The sequence below is a fragment of the Bdellovibrio sp. MYbb2 genome, from assembly GCF_056175685.1.
In genome coordinates, this window is sequence record NZ_JBJKJI010000002.1 from 790,731 (window position 1) to 806,405 (window position 15,675).

The following is a 15,675-nucleotide window of genomic DNA, read 5'->3' on the forward strand; positions in this document are numbered from 1 at the left end:
AAAGCAGTGATAGTTACTTTTGAGCAAACTGACCCGGGTCCGGTGTCACCGAACAGTGGTCTGCTACTTCATGGGTGCGACTTCATTCAAGAAGGAAGTCAAAGCTTCCCAAGAGCGCTTTTCGGCGGTCGCGTTGTAAGCATGTCCCTTGGAAGGATCACTGCCCGCATCTTTTTGCGTGAAAGCATGAACTGCTCCAGAGTACGCCACGAACTGATAGTCAACTTTGGCTTCGTTCATCTCTTTCAGGAAACCATCGACTTCTGCTGGTGGCACATAAGGGTCAATCGCTCCGTGCAAAACCAGAACCTTGGTTTTGATGTTTTTAACATCTTTGGGATTCTTACTGGCAAGGCCGCCATGAATGCTGACCGCACCAACAACCGGCAAGCCTGCACGAGCCGCCTCCAAAGCGCCAGTCCCGCCGAAGCAGTAGCCCATGATGACGATCTGCTTGGCATCCACATTTTTATTCTTCTTCAGATAATCAAAGGCGGCTTTTTCACGTGCGCGCAAAAGCTTCACGTCCTCTTTGAACGAACCCGCAAGTTTACCGGCCTCTGCCGGAGATCCGGGACGCACACCCTTTCCATAGATATCAGCCGCCAGAACCACATAACCTTTTTCTGCCAAACGCTGGGCGCTGGCTTTTTCATGGTCACCCAATCCCATCCACTGATGAACAATGATGATCGCCGGACGCGGTCCTTTGGCAGAATCATCCTGGGCCAGGAAGCCTTCCAAAACGGTCTTGCCGTCTTTGTACTCAACCATTTCAGTCTTTACTTCAGCATGAGCTTGCATGAATGCTCCGAACGCCAACACGGCTGCTGCCAATTTCTTCACCATCTTAAGTACTCCTTTTAAGCTTTACCAAAGTCTAAGAAGGACCCGGCAAAAGGTCAAAAAACCCTGTTCCCAGTCCTGACGAGTCACAAATTCCTGTTTTATCTCTATTATATCAGGACTTCTTGCAAGTCGCGTTATAGACAGGTCCCTTCCCGGATGTGATACACTCTAGTCTCTATGGAATATCACAGGCGTCTGCCCGTCACATTTAACTTCTCAGATTTAAGCATCACTCTATGACGATTATTATTGTTCTGTTCTTCAGTACCATCGGTATCTCTTTCTTATGCTCCATGCTGGAAGCTGTTCTTTTGACCTCGACCTCCGCGTACATCGGGGTGCTGGTCAAAGAGAATAAAAGAAGCGGCAAGCTTCTTGAACATCTGAAAGAAAACATCGACCGCCCTATCTCTGCCATCCTGACCCTGAACACCGTTTCCCACACCCTTGGCTCTGCCGCCATCGCCTACCAGATCCAGATTCACTACGGACATGAAGCTGTCACCGCGGCCTCTTTCGCCCTGACCTTCCTGATTCTGATCCTGTCCGAGATCATTCCAAAATCCATCGGCGCTGCTCACTGGAAAGCCCTGATTCCTTTTTCGGCTTACACCATCCAGCTGATGATTCTTCTGCTGTATCCACTGGTGATCATGTCCGAGTGGCTGGGCCGTTTGTTTGCAAAAAACTCTGAAGATCCGGAAGTGACCCGCGAAGAGATCCTGATGACTGCCGAAATCGGCGTGGAAGAAGGAACTTTGAAAGGCAAAGAATCCAACATCATCAAAAACCTGCTGATGCTGGACAAGATCTATGTTTCCGACATCATGACCCCAAGATCCGTGTTCTTTGCTTTGGACAAAGACCTGACTGTGGAAGAGGTCTTCAACAAATACCGTCCACTGCGCTTCTCGCGCATCCCGGTTTACGATGGCAGCCTTGATAACATCATCGGCATGACCTATCGCTATAAAATTCACGAAACGCTGTCCAACGACTTGCACGACAAAACCGTCGGCGAAATCGTGACTCCGATTTCCAGCATCCCGGAACGCATGACTGTGTCCCAGGTTCTGGATTTCTTTATCAAGGAAAAAGAGCACGTGGCTTTGGCCGTTGACGAATACGGTATCGTGGCTGGTCTGGTCAGCTTGGAAGACGCGGTTGAAACCCTTCTGGGCGTTGAGATCGTCGACGAACTGGACAGCGTTGAAGACATGCGCAAGTTCGCTCTTGAACAGTGGCAGATGCGCAAACAGAAACTGCGCCGGAGCTAAGCTGTGATCATTTTCTATATCCCCTGCCCTGACAAAACTTCCGCACAGAGTATCGCAAGAACTCTGTTGCAGGAAAAACTTGTCGGTTGCGCCAACATCATTCCAGGCATGGAATCGATGTACTGGTGGGAGGGAAAATTAGAAACAAGCTCCGAGCATATCCTGATCCTGAAGGCTTTGAACACCCCTGATGCACAGAGCAGAATCACAAAAAAGGTGGAAGAGCTTCATCCCTATGACGTTCCTTGCGTCATGACTCTCCCCGTCCTGGGAATCAATCCCGCTTTCAAGAACTGGCTTGAAGAAAGTCAAAGATAGCCCTAGCTTTGAAAAGCGAAGGAGCTATCGCCATGACCAGACAAGAACTTGCCAAGAACATTTACGACATCGCTCACCTGACGGGTGAATTCAAATTGCGCTCAGGCCAGATCTCGAACGAATACTTCGACAAGTATCGTTTTGAGGCACAGCCCGCTTTGCTGCGTGAAATCGCCAAACAAATGGTTCCATTGATTCCCGCGGGCACCGAAGTTCTGGCCGGCCTTGAAATGGGCGGCATCCCGATCGCCACCGCCTTGTCCCTGGAAACCGGGATCCCTTGCGTGTTCGTTCGTAAAGAGGCCAAAGAATACGGTACCTGCAAGTTCGCAGAAGGCCTTGAAATCAAAGGCAAGAAGGTCTGCGTGATCGAAGACGTCGTCACCACTGGTGGCCAGGTGGTACTTTCCTCCGCCGATTTACGCTCTATCGGAGCTGAGATTTCCACAGTTCTGTGTGTGATCCACCGCGGGCCCCACTTCCCGGAACCCAAGCTGACCGAGATCGGACTGGACCTTCGTCCATTGTTCAAGAAATCCGATTTCTAACCGATAAAGAGAACTGGTTTATCTTATCGAGAGGAAGACAGGATGAAACAGTTCTCTAAAGCGTTACTGGCTACAGCCATTGCTTTTTCCGCCCTACCCGCACTTGCGGGCTATGATGAGTTTGATTGCCGCACAAACAACCAGATGAAAAATGCTGGCCTTGAGTGCATCACTTGCGGAATTCAAAAGTACTATGCCGACAAGGATACTCCTGTAGATGTTTCTGATAAATGGTTGGCGATGATTGCACTAAATGTCCAAAAGGAATACGGCTACAATACGGTTCGTTCCGACGTTGATAAAGAAAACTTCCAAAAAGAGGTCATCCGCCGCATTCAAACCTATGGTTTTTGCGCAGAGTATCTGGGCAAAGATACTAAAAAAGTGGGTCGTTCGAGAGAGTACAAAGATATGAGCCACGCTGACTGGACTTACTTCAACCAATTACTAAATCGCGATGCAAGACCATCGGAAAAGCAAATGGCCGACGCAGCTGAAAAGCTGGGCTTCAAAACTGGTTGGACTTCCAGTACACCAGCACTTGAAAACATGAACTACTTGTTTGAAGGGATGTTTGAAAATCGCAGCCTAGACGAAAAACGTGCGATCTTTAAAGAGAAGCTAAGAGAGGCACTTGAGTCAGACTATACCGTTTCAGGTGAAAAGAAGGAAAAGTCCAAAGAGTTCATTGCCAAAGGTGACAAAGACCAAGGCCTGACTCGTTGTCTGGCTGACTTAAACAACAAGTTTATGAAGAAGCCGATGGGCGATAAAGAGACCCATGCCTTCTGTGGCGTTATGGCAAACTCCTGCGATATCGCTCGAGTGAACTTGGACTCTCAAAAAGACTTTTGTATTTTAAAAGGAATGGCGCTGAAACCAGCATCCTCCCCAATCAGTCAGCCGCCGGTATTCAGCGGCGATGGTGGCGGCGGCTACAGACCGCAACCTCCACCTCCTCCAATGCCATCCAGATCCGGCAGCGGACAGAAATAAAAAAAGGGGCTTTGAAGCCCCTTTTTTATTCGCAGCGAAGCTCAACATCTTCGCCTTTCATTTGAAGATCGAATATGTCTCTGGCGGCACCTATCTTTCCACCAGGCAATTCTCCCTCGCCAAATACTTCCTCTGCTTCTTCGTCAACCTGAATATGTCCTACCTTTTCGTAAAGCTCTCGGTACGCATTTGGAAAACGATCATAGATCTCTTTCCTAAAAGTCTCATCATAAATAAGGGCAACTAACTCAGTCTCTCCAGCTGTTTGAATATATCGAATAAGACTATCCTCCAACATTGCATTTGAAATCAATTCAGCTCCAAAGAACTTTTGGACGTCCCTTAGTCTTTTATAGCCCTCTTTCTCTACATTTCTAAGAAAGGCTATATAATCTGTTGGCTTTTTCTCAGATTTAGGACCCGTATAGTCAGCAAGAAGCAAACTATTCATGCTAATTGAAGCATCAAAAAAAGTATTCCAAGGTATATTTTCTGAGGCCTCAGTTTTACTGACATACTCCAAAATTTCTTCGATCGCTGAACTACAGTCCCCGTTCCGGGCCTTCTCACTTCTAAATTTAAAGAAAGTCTCTTTTCCAATTTCTCTACCAAAAGTTTCCAATATTGAAACTGGACCGAACTCTCTGGATGTCAATGGATACCCTGTTCTCAAAGAAAAATCCAAGAGCCCACCAACGGAGGCAGCAGCAAATTGAAGTCCTTCTTCATACAAACTCTTGCCAGCCTGATCTACCAACGCTCGGATGTTGACATGTTCCTGAATCTTTCTTGCGTTTGCTTCAATGATTCGTGTTGTTGATCCCTTTCTGAACCGATAGGGCGAAGCACCTTTTTCAAGCAGCAGCAGCACAAGCTCTTCCGCATTCGACTTTAGCGCAAAATCCAAGGCAGTAATTCCATCGGATCCATACTCTTCCAGACTTGAGCTGTCGGCTTCCGTAACAATCTTTAAGGCTAATCCCATATCTTCATTTTTCAGTGCAAATTGAATCCTATCAGGGAGAGTTCCTGCCTCTGCTTTGGAAAGATGCTCCCTAACTTCCTCCCTAGTCATCCCCACTTTTACTTCTTTTGGAGTCTCAATCACCTTCGCAGGCTTGTTAGGCTCCTTCTGAAACGAGCACGCCCCCAACATTGTGGAGGCACTCAAAGCAAGAATGAACAAAGAAGACTTTTTCATGGTCTTATCCACATCTTTCAGCAATCGTCGACTGGATCTTTTGCAGCTTCTCGGATGGATTCACGACGTTCCACTGCCATTTGAAGTCGCGGCAGTCCTGCCACCATGGGAAGACCATTGGGCCGAACTTTTCGTCTTTGTCGTCTTTCTTCATACGCTTGTAAACGATCTGCTCGATCGGGCCATAAGCCTTCTTCATCAAAAGACCTTTGGAAATCAGATCAATCGCCACTTCCACACTGGTCACAAAGCCAATCTGACCTTCCATTGTTGGGAACTTGGAACGATCAAGTCTTGAATACGCCTCGCGGATATAGCTGACCGCCGGGATCTGCGGGAACTCTTTCACCATCTGATCGTAAACAACGGCATCGAACTGACCGTTGTCGCCGAAATAGATCACCACTTCCGGGTTGGTTTCAGCCAGCACCTTGCGAATGACCTTTTGCTTCAGCTCAGGGTCCTGCTTGATGCCGGAATTCATGTGCAGTTTTGTGATCGGGAAACCGTTTTCCTCCAGGAAGTCAGTGTGCTGCTCGTTCATCAAAAGCTTCGGCGCCAGGGACACATAATGGAATTCAATATCTTCATGCTGCAAATTCAGCATCTGGAAGATTTCCGACATGCCCACGAAACGGCTGTCATCATCGGCAAAGGAAGTCGCAGCCCCTTTTTTGGACAGCACATGGGATACTTTCAGCGTGTCATCAATATCAGACACCACAAGCACCTTGGCTTCGGCAAAGGCTGACAACATCAATCCGGCAAGTAAAGCGATGTATTTTCTCATGGACGTCTCCTGTTTAATATTTCCCAAAAACCCTGCCCGGCCACCAAAGTGACCAGGAAATAGACAGCAAGCGACACCCAGTGTCCCTTGCTGAGCTTGAATAGGGTTAAATTGGTTTTAAATGTCATCAACCCCTTAAGGAGCAAGAGGCGGACCAGAACTAGTACGTGATTTCCATCTCTAGAGCATAAACCGGATGGGACTGCCATTGCGGAGTTTCGGTGGCGGTTTCTGACTTGTGAATCGGGCGATAGATCACCTTCAGCATCGGCTCAAAATGTTCCCCCTGGTACTTCACAAAGGGCGAAGTTTCCAGACTGTGAAAAGCAGCATCAGTCCGGGTCAAATACCCCCACTGGGTCTTCACACCAAATGCGACCTGCCCGTGATACAGCGTTGGTGAAAGCTCCAGCCGACTTTGGCGCAGCTCCGAGCCATCCGCCATTGACTGATGAACAAACTCCTTGTGCCGCAAACGAAAGCGCATCCGGCTTTGCATGAAATCCTTCGCTAGCGGCAGATGGGATTTCAAATCCAGATTCACACTGCCCAATGGATCGGTATCGAATTCACGTTTCAAAGAATGACTGTAGGTTGTTTTCAAGGACCACTTTTGATCGCCCATCTGCCAGTGGGTGATCACACCGGCATCTGCAGAATCCACTTCGGTTTCGCTTTCACCCTGAACGGACAGATGACGGACCTCCCCACCCACGGTCAAAGCAAAAGTATGATTCAGGCGATAGCGCAATTGCAGGTCAAAGTCCGAAGTCATCCCGTTGATGGTTTGAGGTTCTTCATCTTCGTGCACAGAACGAAGCTCGGCCTCCACTTTCACACTGAAAGGTGACTTGCCGGAATCTGACGCTTTCCCTTCAGTCACATTAACGACAGAAGCCTCCGCCATCAGCCTTATGGGGAACAGCATGAATAGAAAAACCAACTTAAGGGCCATGCCCTTTTATAAAGAATTTCCGGGCCAAAGCATTGTCAGGATTGCGTTAAGCTTAAGACCCAAGAGCGGATTTGATTGAGAACCCAAGGCCTTCAACATATATCAAAGACATGATTAAAAACGTGATCCTGATGGCCCTGTCCTTCACTTGTTCAATGGCTGTATCTGCCCCGGCAGAAAAACATGAAGTCAAAGCGCTCAAACCCTTGTTTGAAGGCACGAGTGGGCGCGTAGAGCTGGGTGGATTGTCAGACCTGGTTTATTCCGCCAAGGATTCCACCTCCAACACAAAAATCTTTTATTCCATCACCGACCGTGGTCCCAACGGCAAATCTCGCGGAAGCAAAGAAACACCCGAGCGAAGCTTTCTGCAACCACAGTTTGTTCCGCAGATTCTAAAAATCGAACTGAGTAAGGACGGTGCGAAGGTCACACAGACTTTCCCGCTGTCCAAGTCCGACAAGAAATCCGCTTCCGGCCTGCCGAACGTGGACCCACGTAAATCCAAAACCTTCTTTGACGAAGTCCCTTACGACAATGCCGGTAAAGAGCTGGCGCTGGATGCGTGGGGTATTGATCCCGAAGCTTTGGCCTTCGACAGCCAAGGCAACTTCTGGATTGCAGAAGAATACGGCCCATCCATCCTGAAGGTCGCTAAAAACGGCGAGATCCTAAAACGCTTTGTTCCCAAAGGCAGCACCCCTTTGCGTGGGGGCGAGCCCGCACTGCCCGAGTTCCTGACCCAGCGTCGTTTGAACCGCGGCTTTGAAGCAGCCACCGTGACTGCCAACAACCGCATCTGGTTCTTCCTGCAAAGTGGTGTTGAATCCATCAGCAAAGACTTTGCCCCGGTGATTGAAGTGGATCCGGTCACAGACACGGTCACAGGTCTTTTCCTGTACCCGCTTAGCAAAGAAGGTGGAAAAATCGGAGCCGCCACACTTGCGACCGATGGCAAAATCTGGGTGCTTGAACAAAGTGGCAAGACCGGTAAAAAAGCCTGGCAGCGTATTTTCGCCCTGGATTCTGCCAAAGCAGAAAACCTGCTGAAGTCTGCACATGCTGCCACCTTCACCCTGCCTAAAAATCCGAAGGCCTTCGCGAAAACCGAAGTACTGAACCTCACCGAAGCTGGTTTGGGCGATTTCGAAAAACTAGAAGGCCTTGCTGTTCACGGAACACAAGTTTTCGTAGTGAACGATAATGATTTCGGAGTGCATGACAACAAATCCACTCCAAGCTATCTTTTTGTGATGGGTGCAAAAGATGAAAAGAAATAGTTTCACGACGCTATTGGCAGTTTTAGTTCTGGGCCTTTCCTTCACTCAAGCTCACGCTTGGGACACCCGCATCCAGAACCAAACCGAAGCCGGCTTCAACCTGACCGATGCCGCCGCCCAAAGAATCCTGGCTCAGTATCCTTTCACTTCGGAAGACCGCACCGACTATTATGCCGACATCTATGACGGCAGCGCCTTTTTGCTGATCCCTCACGTGGACAAATACAAGTTCCGCATGAAGGTCACCGACAAAGCCGTTATTCAGGCCAACACCAAAGAATACATGGAGCGCATGACTTGCACCGAGGGCTGGAGCTTTAACGTCAAAGACAAGGCCGTGGGCGAACTAAAGCTGAAGGGTAAAGATCGCGACTATATCGCGAAATCCATTGTGCATCAGTTGGACGCCATTCAAGGAACTCATCCCGATCAGGCAGTGAAGAGCATCCAAGATCTGCATGCCTTCCTGACGACCCTGAATGTGCCGCTGTTAGACCAGCTACTCGCAGTTCCCAATCAGAACCAGCCTTGGTATTTCCTGGCAAGCCACCTTACCAAGAAGATCAAATACAAGGTTGTCCTGCCATCCCCCACTGGCGACATCGAAGTGTCCATCACCGATGCCACGGATTATGTGGGATCCACTAAGATTCAGCGCAAATTCGAAATCGAGTTCCAGACGGAAGACGCCGCCAACAAGCAGGGCTTCGGCGACTTCATCTGCGCCTTTATGCGCAAACAAGGCATCACTCCAGAAGAGCTGACCCCGGACCGTCAGAAAGTACAGCTGATCAGTTTGAATCTACTGAAAGCCCTGAACCCCCTGCTGGGTTTCTAACAGCGACTTTTTTCATTTAGAAAACCCTGATTTGACCTCACATAGGGTGTCCCTTAAAAGACGCCATTCACTGTGAGGTCCTCATGCGTCTGATCGCCCTTCTATTCTCTGCATTTGTCGCTGCAAACCCAGCCCTGGCTCAGGATCTTTCTTATGGCGCTTTAGCCAAAGTTAAAGTCAAAAGCACTTTGAAAACCATGTATTCGGAAATCACCGTCTTGGACGAAGACGTGGCTCCGCATGAAACCAAGAATCTGCGCAAACTGATCGTGGCCGTGAGAGAACAGCTGGATCTGTTCGTCTATGCTTACCCGCATTCAAAAAAAGAAGACCTGTGGTTCGAAATCCGCGACCTGCTGGACGAAGGCTATGAGACCATCGGCAGCTTCAAGGACCTGTACGACACTCAACACGTGGAAACCCCGGAAGACGCCCGCTATGACGCTAAAGAAGTGCGCCAAGTGCGCAAGGAAGTCCTGAAATGGAAACAAAAATGGGACGCCACCAGCGAGCTGTATGTTCGCTACATGCTAAATCCCGACAATAAGAACATCCACGAAAGAAAAAAGAAGGATCTGTCCCGTTTCTACTGGGGCACTTCCGATCTGGTTCCAGACCTGAATCAAGGAGGATTTGAAAACCTGGCGGCATTATCCCAGGACTTGCTGCAATCCGCTCTTTCTAACTGGGACACTGTTCGTTCCATCAAAAATCCGGCAAAAACCCCGGAAGTCGAAATCGAATTCCATGATCTCAGAAAACGTCTGCGCTCTATCGCGCGCATCATCCGCACAACGCCAGAAATCTATTCCGGGACCGAAGAAGACCTGACGACCGTGGAAGAACTGGTCAGCCGCTACGGCGAAATCGAAGACCTGATCGTCACGCACCTGCGTCTGGAAAAGCAGGACAAAACCAAACAAGCCCACAAAATGTACAAAGAAATCGAAGATCTCTGGAAAGTGCTCCGCAAAGACCAAGAACAACTGGGTTTGGAAGAAATCCTAAACCGCATCAGCGAAAACCTTTAAAGAAAATCTGAGCATCCCCCGGCGACCCACCCAACCAAGGTTGGTCAAAAAGGTTCAGATCCGAGGCGGAGGGCTTTTTGCGAAACGCAGGCGTGCTTCAAGCACGTCGAAGAGAAGCAAAAGGCCCGACAACGCAGTCAGATGGGCCTTTTCACCGACCGCCTATTTTTCGCCGACCACGTAGGCGATCCAGGACTGACAGGCTTCACCGTGATCCACACGGGTGAAGTTACCGTCTCCAGAACCATCCGGAGCTGTCCCTTCCCAGTACACGTGGGTCTTTTTAAAGCCCACTTCTTCCATGATGTCGCGGATCTCAGAGATAGACCACATACGCCAGTCATATGTGAAGACCTGCTCGATCTTCTTCCCGCCCACTTTAAAGTGGATGTGGAAAAGGGCCTCATTGGTCACAGGATCGAAGTTTGTCTGATCCCAGTAATAAGTGAAGCCTTCGTGTTTAATCGCGTCCTCGATGGCTTCGTAGCACTGACTGCCGCCGAAGATGTCCACCAGGAACATGCCGTCTTTGTTCAAAGTCTTCAGCACATTGGCGAAGTACTTCTTCAAAACCTCACGTTTTTTAAAGCAGAAATAAGAAAAATTCATCGCCGCCACGATGTCGGCTTTGGCCAGATTCGGATCCAGCACGTTGCCTTCAACCAGCTTCATGCGTTTTTGCTGTTCCGGCTTCAGCTTGGTCAGATAGTTGGCCTTGCCGTACGCCATCGGTTCCGGATCCAGATCCACACCCACCGCTTCATGACGAGGGTGCAGTTTGATCCATTCGGTAGAAAGAGCAAACGTCCCGCAGAAGTCTTCACGGAATACACGGGGCTGCTTGCCTTTCAGCTCGCGGAACGTGTTCCAGATAAAGACCACATCGTTTTCCGCCGACTGAACCGCTTTGCGATACAGTTCGTATTTATCGAATACCAAAGCCGTGCTTTTTTTATTCACACGACGGCGGACTTTTTTTCTGTGGGACATTTCTTTTTTCATTTACGGCACTTCCGCTACGACTTCACGAATCGCAAGTTCAATGTCATGGATCTGTGGCACAGAGTTCTTTTCAAGATTCGGGTGCAGACCGATGCCTGGCAGGTTTTTACCAGCCAGAACGCGCGGACGCGCCATCAGGTGATAGAAGCACTCTTGAGTTGCACGGTACGCCAGGTGTTCGCCGAAGTTGGTCACTTCTGTGTCCTCGTTCACGAACAGCACGCGGCCGGTCTTCTCGATGGATTCTTTGATCATTGGCCAGTCATACGGATAGATGGAACGAAGATCGATCACCTCAACAGAGATACCTTCTTCTGCCAATTTCACCGCCACTTCGTCACACAGGTGCACCATGCGGCTGTAAGTAACAACCGTGATATGTTCACCCGCGTGAGTGATCTTGCCCTTGCCGATTGGAACCATGTATTTTTCAAGTTCCGGCCAGCGAGGTTTCCAGCCTTCAGAATTCTGAACTGGTTTGTCGATCATGGCTTTAAGCTCTTTTTCATCCGCAGGCTCACCCGGGATCAGCTCATCGCCTTTATGGCGCATCAACGCCTTGGATTTCAAATAAAGAACCGGATTGGGATCATCGATCGCAGAAAGCATCAAACCGTAAGCATCCAACGGATTGGACGGCATAACGATCTTCCAGCCTTGCAGACGGGATGCCCATGCATCGAAGGAGTGAGAGTGGTAAACGGAACCAAAGATCCCCGCACCCACCGGAGTCATCACAACCATTGGCAATTGAATCTGACCGTTCGTGCACCACAAGGTGTTGCCGGCGATTTTCAAAAGATCGATGGTGTTGAAGATATAATCCGCAAACTGGATTTCAGCCACGCAGCGGTCACCACCCATAGCAATACCCATCGCCATGCTGATGATACCACGTTCATCCAGTGTGGAGTTCCAAGCAGTTTCCAAGCCTTGAGTCGCTGTGAACACGCCACCCAGTGGTGCGCCCACGTCCTGACCAAAGATGTCTTTAACTCCCATGTTGGCTTCACCATAGTGAAGGGCCATTCTGATGGCCTGAGCAATACTTGCCATTAGAATTTTCTCCAATCTGCATTTTCGCTGTTAACGTAAACATGATCCCAAACAGATTCCGGAGTCGGTACCGGTTCCTGACGGGCTTGTTCCTGGGCGCTGACGCCTTCGGCCTCATAATTTTCCCAGATCTTCTTCGCCGCTTTCGCATCAAGAATGCCAGCGTCGATCAGATTTTTCTCGAAAGTATGAACCGGGTCCAACAAGTGTGGTTTTTTATTGGCGCCGTCCGCGGAAGAGTGACCGTACAAACGAGTCACCTTTGCTTCGATGAAGGATGGTTTGCCGGTTTTACGGATGTATTCCATCTCTTCTTTCAGAGCCAGATAAGTTTCAATCGGGTCATTGCCGTTGATCACGCGGGAACGGATGTTGAACGCAGCAGCGCGGTCTGCGATGTTTGTTTCACCGTGCTGACCTTCATACGGAGTCGAAATACCGTAACCATTGTTCTGAACAGTGATCAGCATTGGAAGTTCCTGGCCCTTACGGGACGCAAGAATCAAGCAGGACGCGAAGTCACCTTCTGCCGTACCAGCGTCACCACCAGTCACGATGGAAATCGCACCTTTACCCACACGCTTTTGCACGTGAGCAGTGCCGCACGCGATCGGATACTGAACTTCCAAAGGAGAAGTCACCGGAGCCACGTTCCATTGCGGGAAGCAATAGTGGCTGGAGAAGTTACGACCACCAGTGGACGGATCCGTCGCACGATTCATCATCAAGCGGATGGAATCAATCATGTCCATGCCCAAAGCCACCATCGTCGGAGTACAGCGATAGTGCAGGTGCAACCAGTCGTTCTCAGGACCTGCGCCCTTGCGCGCAAGCATACCCAAAGCAACACCCCAGGCTTCCTCGCCCGGGCCACCAATCCAGAAGTAAGCCTCGCCGGCTTTATAAATTTTGATCAGACGTTCTTCAAGCACGCGGGATTTAACCATCAGGTTATGCATGCGAAGCAAAATTTCTTCAGACAATCCACCAAAGTTCTGCTTCTTCTTGGTCTGTTCTTTTTTAACAGGCGCAGCAACTTTTTTAGAAGCTTTCACAGTGGACTTTGCAGCAGGTTTTGCAGCCTTCTTGGTAGTCTTACCAGCAGCCGCCTTACCCCCTGCTTTCACAGTGGTCTTTTTAGACATGTTCAGGGCCTCCATATTCGCGTCTATCTAAGCGAAAACACAACCCTTTGTCACGTCCATTCAATCCCCCGCAAACCACCTGCCATTAAACCCCTAAAAAACCCCCAAACCCTGTAAAACCGCCCCAATATTGCTTAATTTTTAAGCTCCCCCGCACAACAGGGGCGGTCAAAAAGGTGCAGATGCAAGGCGGAGGGCGGCCCTCGCAGCGCAGGCGTGCTCAATGCACGTCGGAGCGAGAAGGTCGGCCGACAACGCAGTCAGATGCGCCTTTTTCACCGCCCCATAAAAAAAGCCCGGGGGCTGGCGGCCTCCGGGCTTTAACAACAACACGTTTTTCTATTGGAACACTACTTGGCGTTAGCCTGCTTCTGCTGAGGCACCAGGGATTTCCCGTCCTCAAGCTGAATCAGATCCAGAAGAACATTTTCAGCTTCCTGAACATCAGGACGCTTCAGATACTCTTCGTTTTTCTTGGCCTTGGTAGCGGTCTTTTTAGCTTTGTCTTTCTTTTCTTTTTCGTTCTTGTCTTTAAGAACTTCGCTCACGCGGATCACTTTACCGCGGGCTTTGGCTTTGTTCAGCTCTTCCACGATTTTCTTGAATTCATCGTTTTTGCCAACTCGTTCGCCGGATCTTTCACGCAGGGACTTCAACCACTCTGGTTTGATTTCTTTCCAGGCGCCCGGGCCTTCTTTCACGTAGGCATCCGGGGACAGGAAGGATTCAATCGTTTTTGGCGGCAAAGAGTAATCCATGTATTTCTCACCGATGTCATCAGTGCTGAATGGACCTGGCAACACGATATCCGCATCCACACCACGGTGCTGAGTGGATTTACCACCTGGCACGAAGAACATGCCCACAGTCACCTTGATAGCTCCCAGATTGTTCGGGATTGGAAGAACAGACTGAACAGAGCCTTTACCGTAAGTGTGATCACCACCGATTACGACAGCACGTTTATAGTCCTGCAAAGTGCCGGACACGATCTCGGAAGCGGAAGCAGAAATACGGCTGGTCAATACAACCAGCGGACCTGCCCAGTCCACCATTGGATCTGTGTCACGAAGTGCGGATTCTGCACGGCCTTCATTTTTAGAGGACTGCTTCACCACGTTCCCGGTCTGGAAGAACAGACCCGCGATTTTCACCGCGTCTTCAAGGGAACCACCACCGTTGTTGGAAAGATCCAGCACCAGGCCGTCGACTTTCTTTTCGTTGGCTTCCTTGATCAGCTTTTTCATGTCAGCCGCAGAAGATCTGCCGCCACGACGGGAATCCGCATAGAAGGATGGGAAATTGATAACGCCGATTTTCTTTTTCTGACCGTTGATTTCACGATCCTGATAGATGATGGACGCTGCTTCGTCCTCCAGATTCACCTTTTCACGGGTCAAAGTGACATCAAAACGTTTTTTGCCTTCACCGGATTTTCTTAAGATCGTCAGGCGCACTTTCGTGCCCTTGTTACCACGGATTTTTTTGACAACGTCCTTCAAATCCATGTCGATCACGTTTTCCATCTGGCCTTTTTCCTGACCGACAGCCACGATTTTATCCTGTGGTTCGATCAGACCGGATTTAGCCGCTGCCCCACCCGGAACCAGTTGTTCAACAACTGTGAAACCGTCCTGGGAAGAAAGTGTCGCGCCGATACCTTCCAGGGACAAACGCATCTGGATTTCGAAATCTTCAAGCACATCACGAGAGAAGAAGCTGGAATGCGGATCCAACGCACGAGCAAAGGAATCCAGGTAACCGGAGAACAGATCATCCTGAGTTGTGTCAGCGGTTCTTTTCACTGCACGCTCATAGTTTTTGATCACGTTCTTTTTGGCTTCATCCATCTTCATGTCTGTCGCCATGTAGTTCCCGATCTGGAACTGAATGTATTTTTTCAGGTATTCATTCGCTTCAGCGGAATCTTTCGGCCAGGTTTTCTTTTCTGGATCGAACGTGAATTCAGTTGCGGATTCAAATTTGAAGTCTTTGCCCAGATATTTTTTTGCAAATTCAGAGCGGTCTTTCACGCGCTCCAGAACGATCTTCTGAGCTGCATCCAGGAATGAACAGTCACGGTTTTTGGTTTTATCAAAAACGTTGCCTGCAGCCTTGCGGATGGAATCAACATCACCTTGAGTCAGATAGATTTTGGAAGGATCCAGTCTTTTCAGATACTGCTCGATCACACGATTTTGCAAGTCAGTGTCGCGGTTGGAATACTTCACGTGGTTGGCAAGGAAGCCCTGTTCAATCACTGTCAGGTAACGGCACTCAAGGCCTTCTTTCAGTTGGGCCGATGCCAAAGATGAAACTGCCAATGATCCGGCAATGATGAAACCTCTAACGCCTTTTGAGAATGAACTCATGCTGATCCTTCCATGGC

At 49.4% G+C, this 15,675-nt stretch carries 15 protein-coding genes; 7 read left to right on the forward strand and 8 right to left on the reverse strand.

Annotated elements, in window-relative coordinates:
• Positions 1 to 63: 63 nt before the first annotated feature.
• Positions 64 to 849, reverse strand: coding sequence for a dienelactone hydrolase family protein (locus AC04MQ_RS13645; protein WP_475392327.1), 786 nt, complete (start codon positions 847 to 849; stop codon positions 64 to 66).
• Positions 850 to 1,085: 236 nt separating this feature from the next.
• Here AC04MQ_RS13645 and AC04MQ_RS13650 point away from each other — a divergent pair, with 236 nt between their 5' ends.
• The 4 genes from AC04MQ_RS13650 to AC04MQ_RS13665 are packed head-to-tail and all read left to right on the forward strand — an operon-like array spanning position 1,086 to position 3,988.
• Entirely contained in the window at positions 1,086 to 2,126 is a 1,041-nt protein-coding gene (locus AC04MQ_RS13650; RefSeq protein WP_475392328.1) for a CNNM domain-containing protein, read from the forward strand.
• Positions 2,127 to 2,129: 3 nt separating this feature from the next.
• On the forward strand, positions 2,130 to 2,444 hold the full coding sequence (gene cutA, locus AC04MQ_RS13655; protein WP_475392329.1) for a divalent-cation tolerance protein CutA: 315 nt from the start codon (positions 2,130 to 2,132) through the stop codon (positions 2,442 to 2,444).
• A gap of 32 nt (positions 2,445 to 2,476) precedes the next feature.
• Positions 2,477 to 2,992 carry an orotate phosphoribosyltransferase gene (gene pyrE, locus AC04MQ_RS13660; RefSeq protein ID WP_475392330.1) on the forward strand — a complete coding sequence of 172 codons (516 nt, stop codon included), beginning with the start codon at positions 2,477 to 2,479 and terminating at the stop codon, positions 2,990 to 2,992.
• A 42-nt stretch (positions 2,993 to 3,034) separates the two neighbouring features.
• Positions 3,035 to 3,988 (forward strand): hypothetical protein, encoded by a 954-nt coding sequence (locus AC04MQ_RS13665; RefSeq protein WP_475392331.1) that lies wholly within the window; start codon positions 3,035 to 3,037, stop codon positions 3,986 to 3,988.
• Between the two features lie 25 nt (positions 3,989 to 4,013).
• Here the strand turns inward: AC04MQ_RS13665 and AC04MQ_RS13670 are convergent, their stop codons facing one another.
• From AC04MQ_RS13670 to AC04MQ_RS13680, 3 genes are all read right to left on the reverse strand, one after another.
• Positions 4,014 to 5,189, reverse strand: coding sequence for a hypothetical protein (locus AC04MQ_RS13670; protein WP_475392332.1), 1,176 nt, complete (start codon positions 5,187 to 5,189; stop codon positions 4,014 to 4,016).
• A 4-nt stretch (positions 5,190 to 5,193) separates the two neighbouring features.
• Positions 5,194 to 5,979 carry a phosphatidate phosphatase App1 family protein gene (locus tag AC04MQ_RS13675; RefSeq protein WP_475392333.1) on the reverse strand — a complete coding sequence of 262 codons (786 nt, stop codon included), beginning with the start codon at positions 5,977 to 5,979 and terminating at the stop codon, positions 5,194 to 5,196.
• Between the two features lie 160 nt (positions 5,980 to 6,139).
• Complete coding sequence (locus AC04MQ_RS13680) at positions 6,140 to 6,934, reverse strand: hypothetical protein (protein WP_475392334.1); 795 nt, start codon at positions 6,932 to 6,934, stop codon at positions 6,140 to 6,142.
• A 110-nt stretch (positions 6,935 to 7,044) separates the two neighbouring features.
• Here AC04MQ_RS13680 and AC04MQ_RS13685 point away from each other — a divergent pair, with 110 nt between their 5' ends.
• The 3 genes from AC04MQ_RS13685 to AC04MQ_RS13695 all read left to right on the forward strand — a co-directional run bounded on the left by AC04MQ_RS13685 (position 7,045) and on the right by AC04MQ_RS13695 (position 10,083).
• Positions 7,045 to 8,214 (forward strand): esterase-like activity of phytase family protein, encoded by a 1,170-nt coding sequence (locus AC04MQ_RS13685; RefSeq protein WP_475392335.1) that lies wholly within the window; start codon positions 7,045 to 7,047, stop codon positions 8,212 to 8,214.
• Complete coding sequence (locus tag AC04MQ_RS13690) at positions 8,201 to 9,052, forward strand: hypothetical protein (protein ID WP_475392336.1); 852 nt, start codon at positions 8,201 to 8,203, stop codon at positions 9,050 to 9,052. Before AC04MQ_RS13685 ends, AC04MQ_RS13690 begins: the two co-directional genes overlap by 14 nt.
• Before the next feature lie 83 nt (positions 9,053 to 9,135).
• Positions 9,136 to 10,083 carry a hypothetical protein gene (locus AC04MQ_RS13695; RefSeq protein ID WP_475392337.1) on the forward strand — a complete coding sequence of 316 codons (948 nt, stop codon included), beginning with the start codon at positions 9,136 to 9,138 and terminating at the stop codon, positions 10,081 to 10,083.
• Between the two features lie 162 nt (positions 10,084 to 10,245).
• Here the strand turns inward: AC04MQ_RS13695 and AC04MQ_RS13700 are convergent, their stop codons facing one another.
• From AC04MQ_RS13700 to AC04MQ_RS13715, 4 genes are all read right to left on the reverse strand, one after another.
• Positions 10,246 to 11,085 (reverse strand): class I SAM-dependent methyltransferase, encoded by an 840-nt coding sequence (locus tag AC04MQ_RS13700; RefSeq protein WP_464127645.1) that lies wholly within the window; start codon positions 11,083 to 11,085, stop codon positions 10,246 to 10,248.
• Positions 11,086 to 12,141: an alpha-ketoacid dehydrogenase subunit beta gene (locus AC04MQ_RS13705; protein WP_475392338.1), complete on the reverse strand. Its 1,056-nt coding sequence runs from the start codon at positions 12,139 to 12,141 to the stop codon at positions 11,086 to 11,088. It lies immediately after the preceding gene.
• Positions 12,141 to 13,286, reverse strand: coding sequence for a thiamine pyrophosphate-dependent dehydrogenase E1 component subunit alpha (locus tag AC04MQ_RS13710; protein WP_475392339.1), 1,146 nt, complete (start codon positions 13,284 to 13,286; stop codon positions 12,141 to 12,143). Before AC04MQ_RS13710 ends, AC04MQ_RS13705 begins: the two co-directional genes overlap by 1 nt.
• Positions 13,287 to 13,636: 350 nt before the next feature.
• Entirely contained in the window at positions 13,637 to 15,658 is a 2,022-nt protein-coding gene (locus AC04MQ_RS13715) for a S41 family peptidase (protein WP_015090088.1), read from the reverse strand.
• Between the last annotated feature and the right edge of the window lie 17 nt (positions 15,659 to 15,675).

What these genes read in the sequence shown, in the direction of transcription:
- AC04MQ_RS13645 (WP_475392327.1), bottom strand. Translation starts at nt 849, where the DNA reads ATGGTGAAGAAATTGGCAGCAGCCGTGTTGGCGTTCGGAGCATTCATG.
- AC04MQ_RS13650 (WP_475392328.1), top strand. Translation starts at nt 1,086, where the DNA reads ATGACGATTATTATTGTTCTGTTCTTCAGTACCATCGGTATCTCTTTC.
- pyrE (WP_475392330.1), top strand. Translation starts at nt 2,477, where the DNA reads ATGACCAGACAAGAACTTGCCAAGAACATTTACGACATCGCTCACCTG.
- AC04MQ_RS13665 (WP_475392331.1), top strand. Translation starts at nt 3,035, where the DNA reads ATGAAACAGTTCTCTAAAGCGTTACTGGCTACAGCCATTGCTTTTTCC.
- AC04MQ_RS13670 (WP_475392332.1), bottom strand. Translation starts at nt 5,189, where the DNA reads ATGAAAAAGTCTTCTTTGTTCATTCTTGCTTTGAGTGCCTCCACAATG.
- AC04MQ_RS13675 (WP_475392333.1), bottom strand. Translation starts at nt 5,979, where the DNA reads ATGAGAAAATACATCGCTTTACTTGCCGGATTGATGTTGTCAGCCTTT.
- AC04MQ_RS13680 (WP_475392334.1), bottom strand. Translation starts at nt 6,934, where the DNA reads ATGGCCCTTAAGTTGGTTTTTCTATTCATGCTGTTCCCCATAAGGCTG.
- AC04MQ_RS13685 (WP_475392335.1), top strand. Translation starts at nt 7,045, where the DNA reads ATGATTAAAAACGTGATCCTGATGGCCCTGTCCTTCACTTGTTCAATG.
- AC04MQ_RS13690 (WP_475392336.1), top strand. Translation starts at nt 8,201, where the DNA reads ATGAAAAGAAATAGTTTCACGACGCTATTGGCAGTTTTAGTTCTGGGC.
- AC04MQ_RS13695 (WP_475392337.1), top strand. Translation starts at nt 9,136, where the DNA reads ATGCGTCTGATCGCCCTTCTATTCTCTGCATTTGTCGCTGCAAACCCA.
- AC04MQ_RS13700 (WP_464127645.1), bottom strand. Translation starts at nt 11,085, where the DNA reads ATGAAAAAAGAAATGTCCCACAGAAAAAAAGTCCGCCGTCGTGTGAAT.
- AC04MQ_RS13705 (WP_475392338.1), bottom strand. Translation starts at nt 12,141, where the DNA reads ATGGCAAGTATTGCTCAGGCCATCAGAATGGCCCTTCACTATGGTGAA.
- AC04MQ_RS13710 (WP_475392339.1), bottom strand. Translation starts at nt 13,286, where the DNA reads ATGTCTAAAAAGACCACTGTGAAAGCAGGGGGTAAGGCGGCTGCTGGT.
- AC04MQ_RS13715 (WP_015090088.1), bottom strand. Translation starts at nt 15,658, where the DNA reads ATGAGTTCATTCTCAAAAGGCGTTAGAGGTTTCATCATTGCCGGATCA.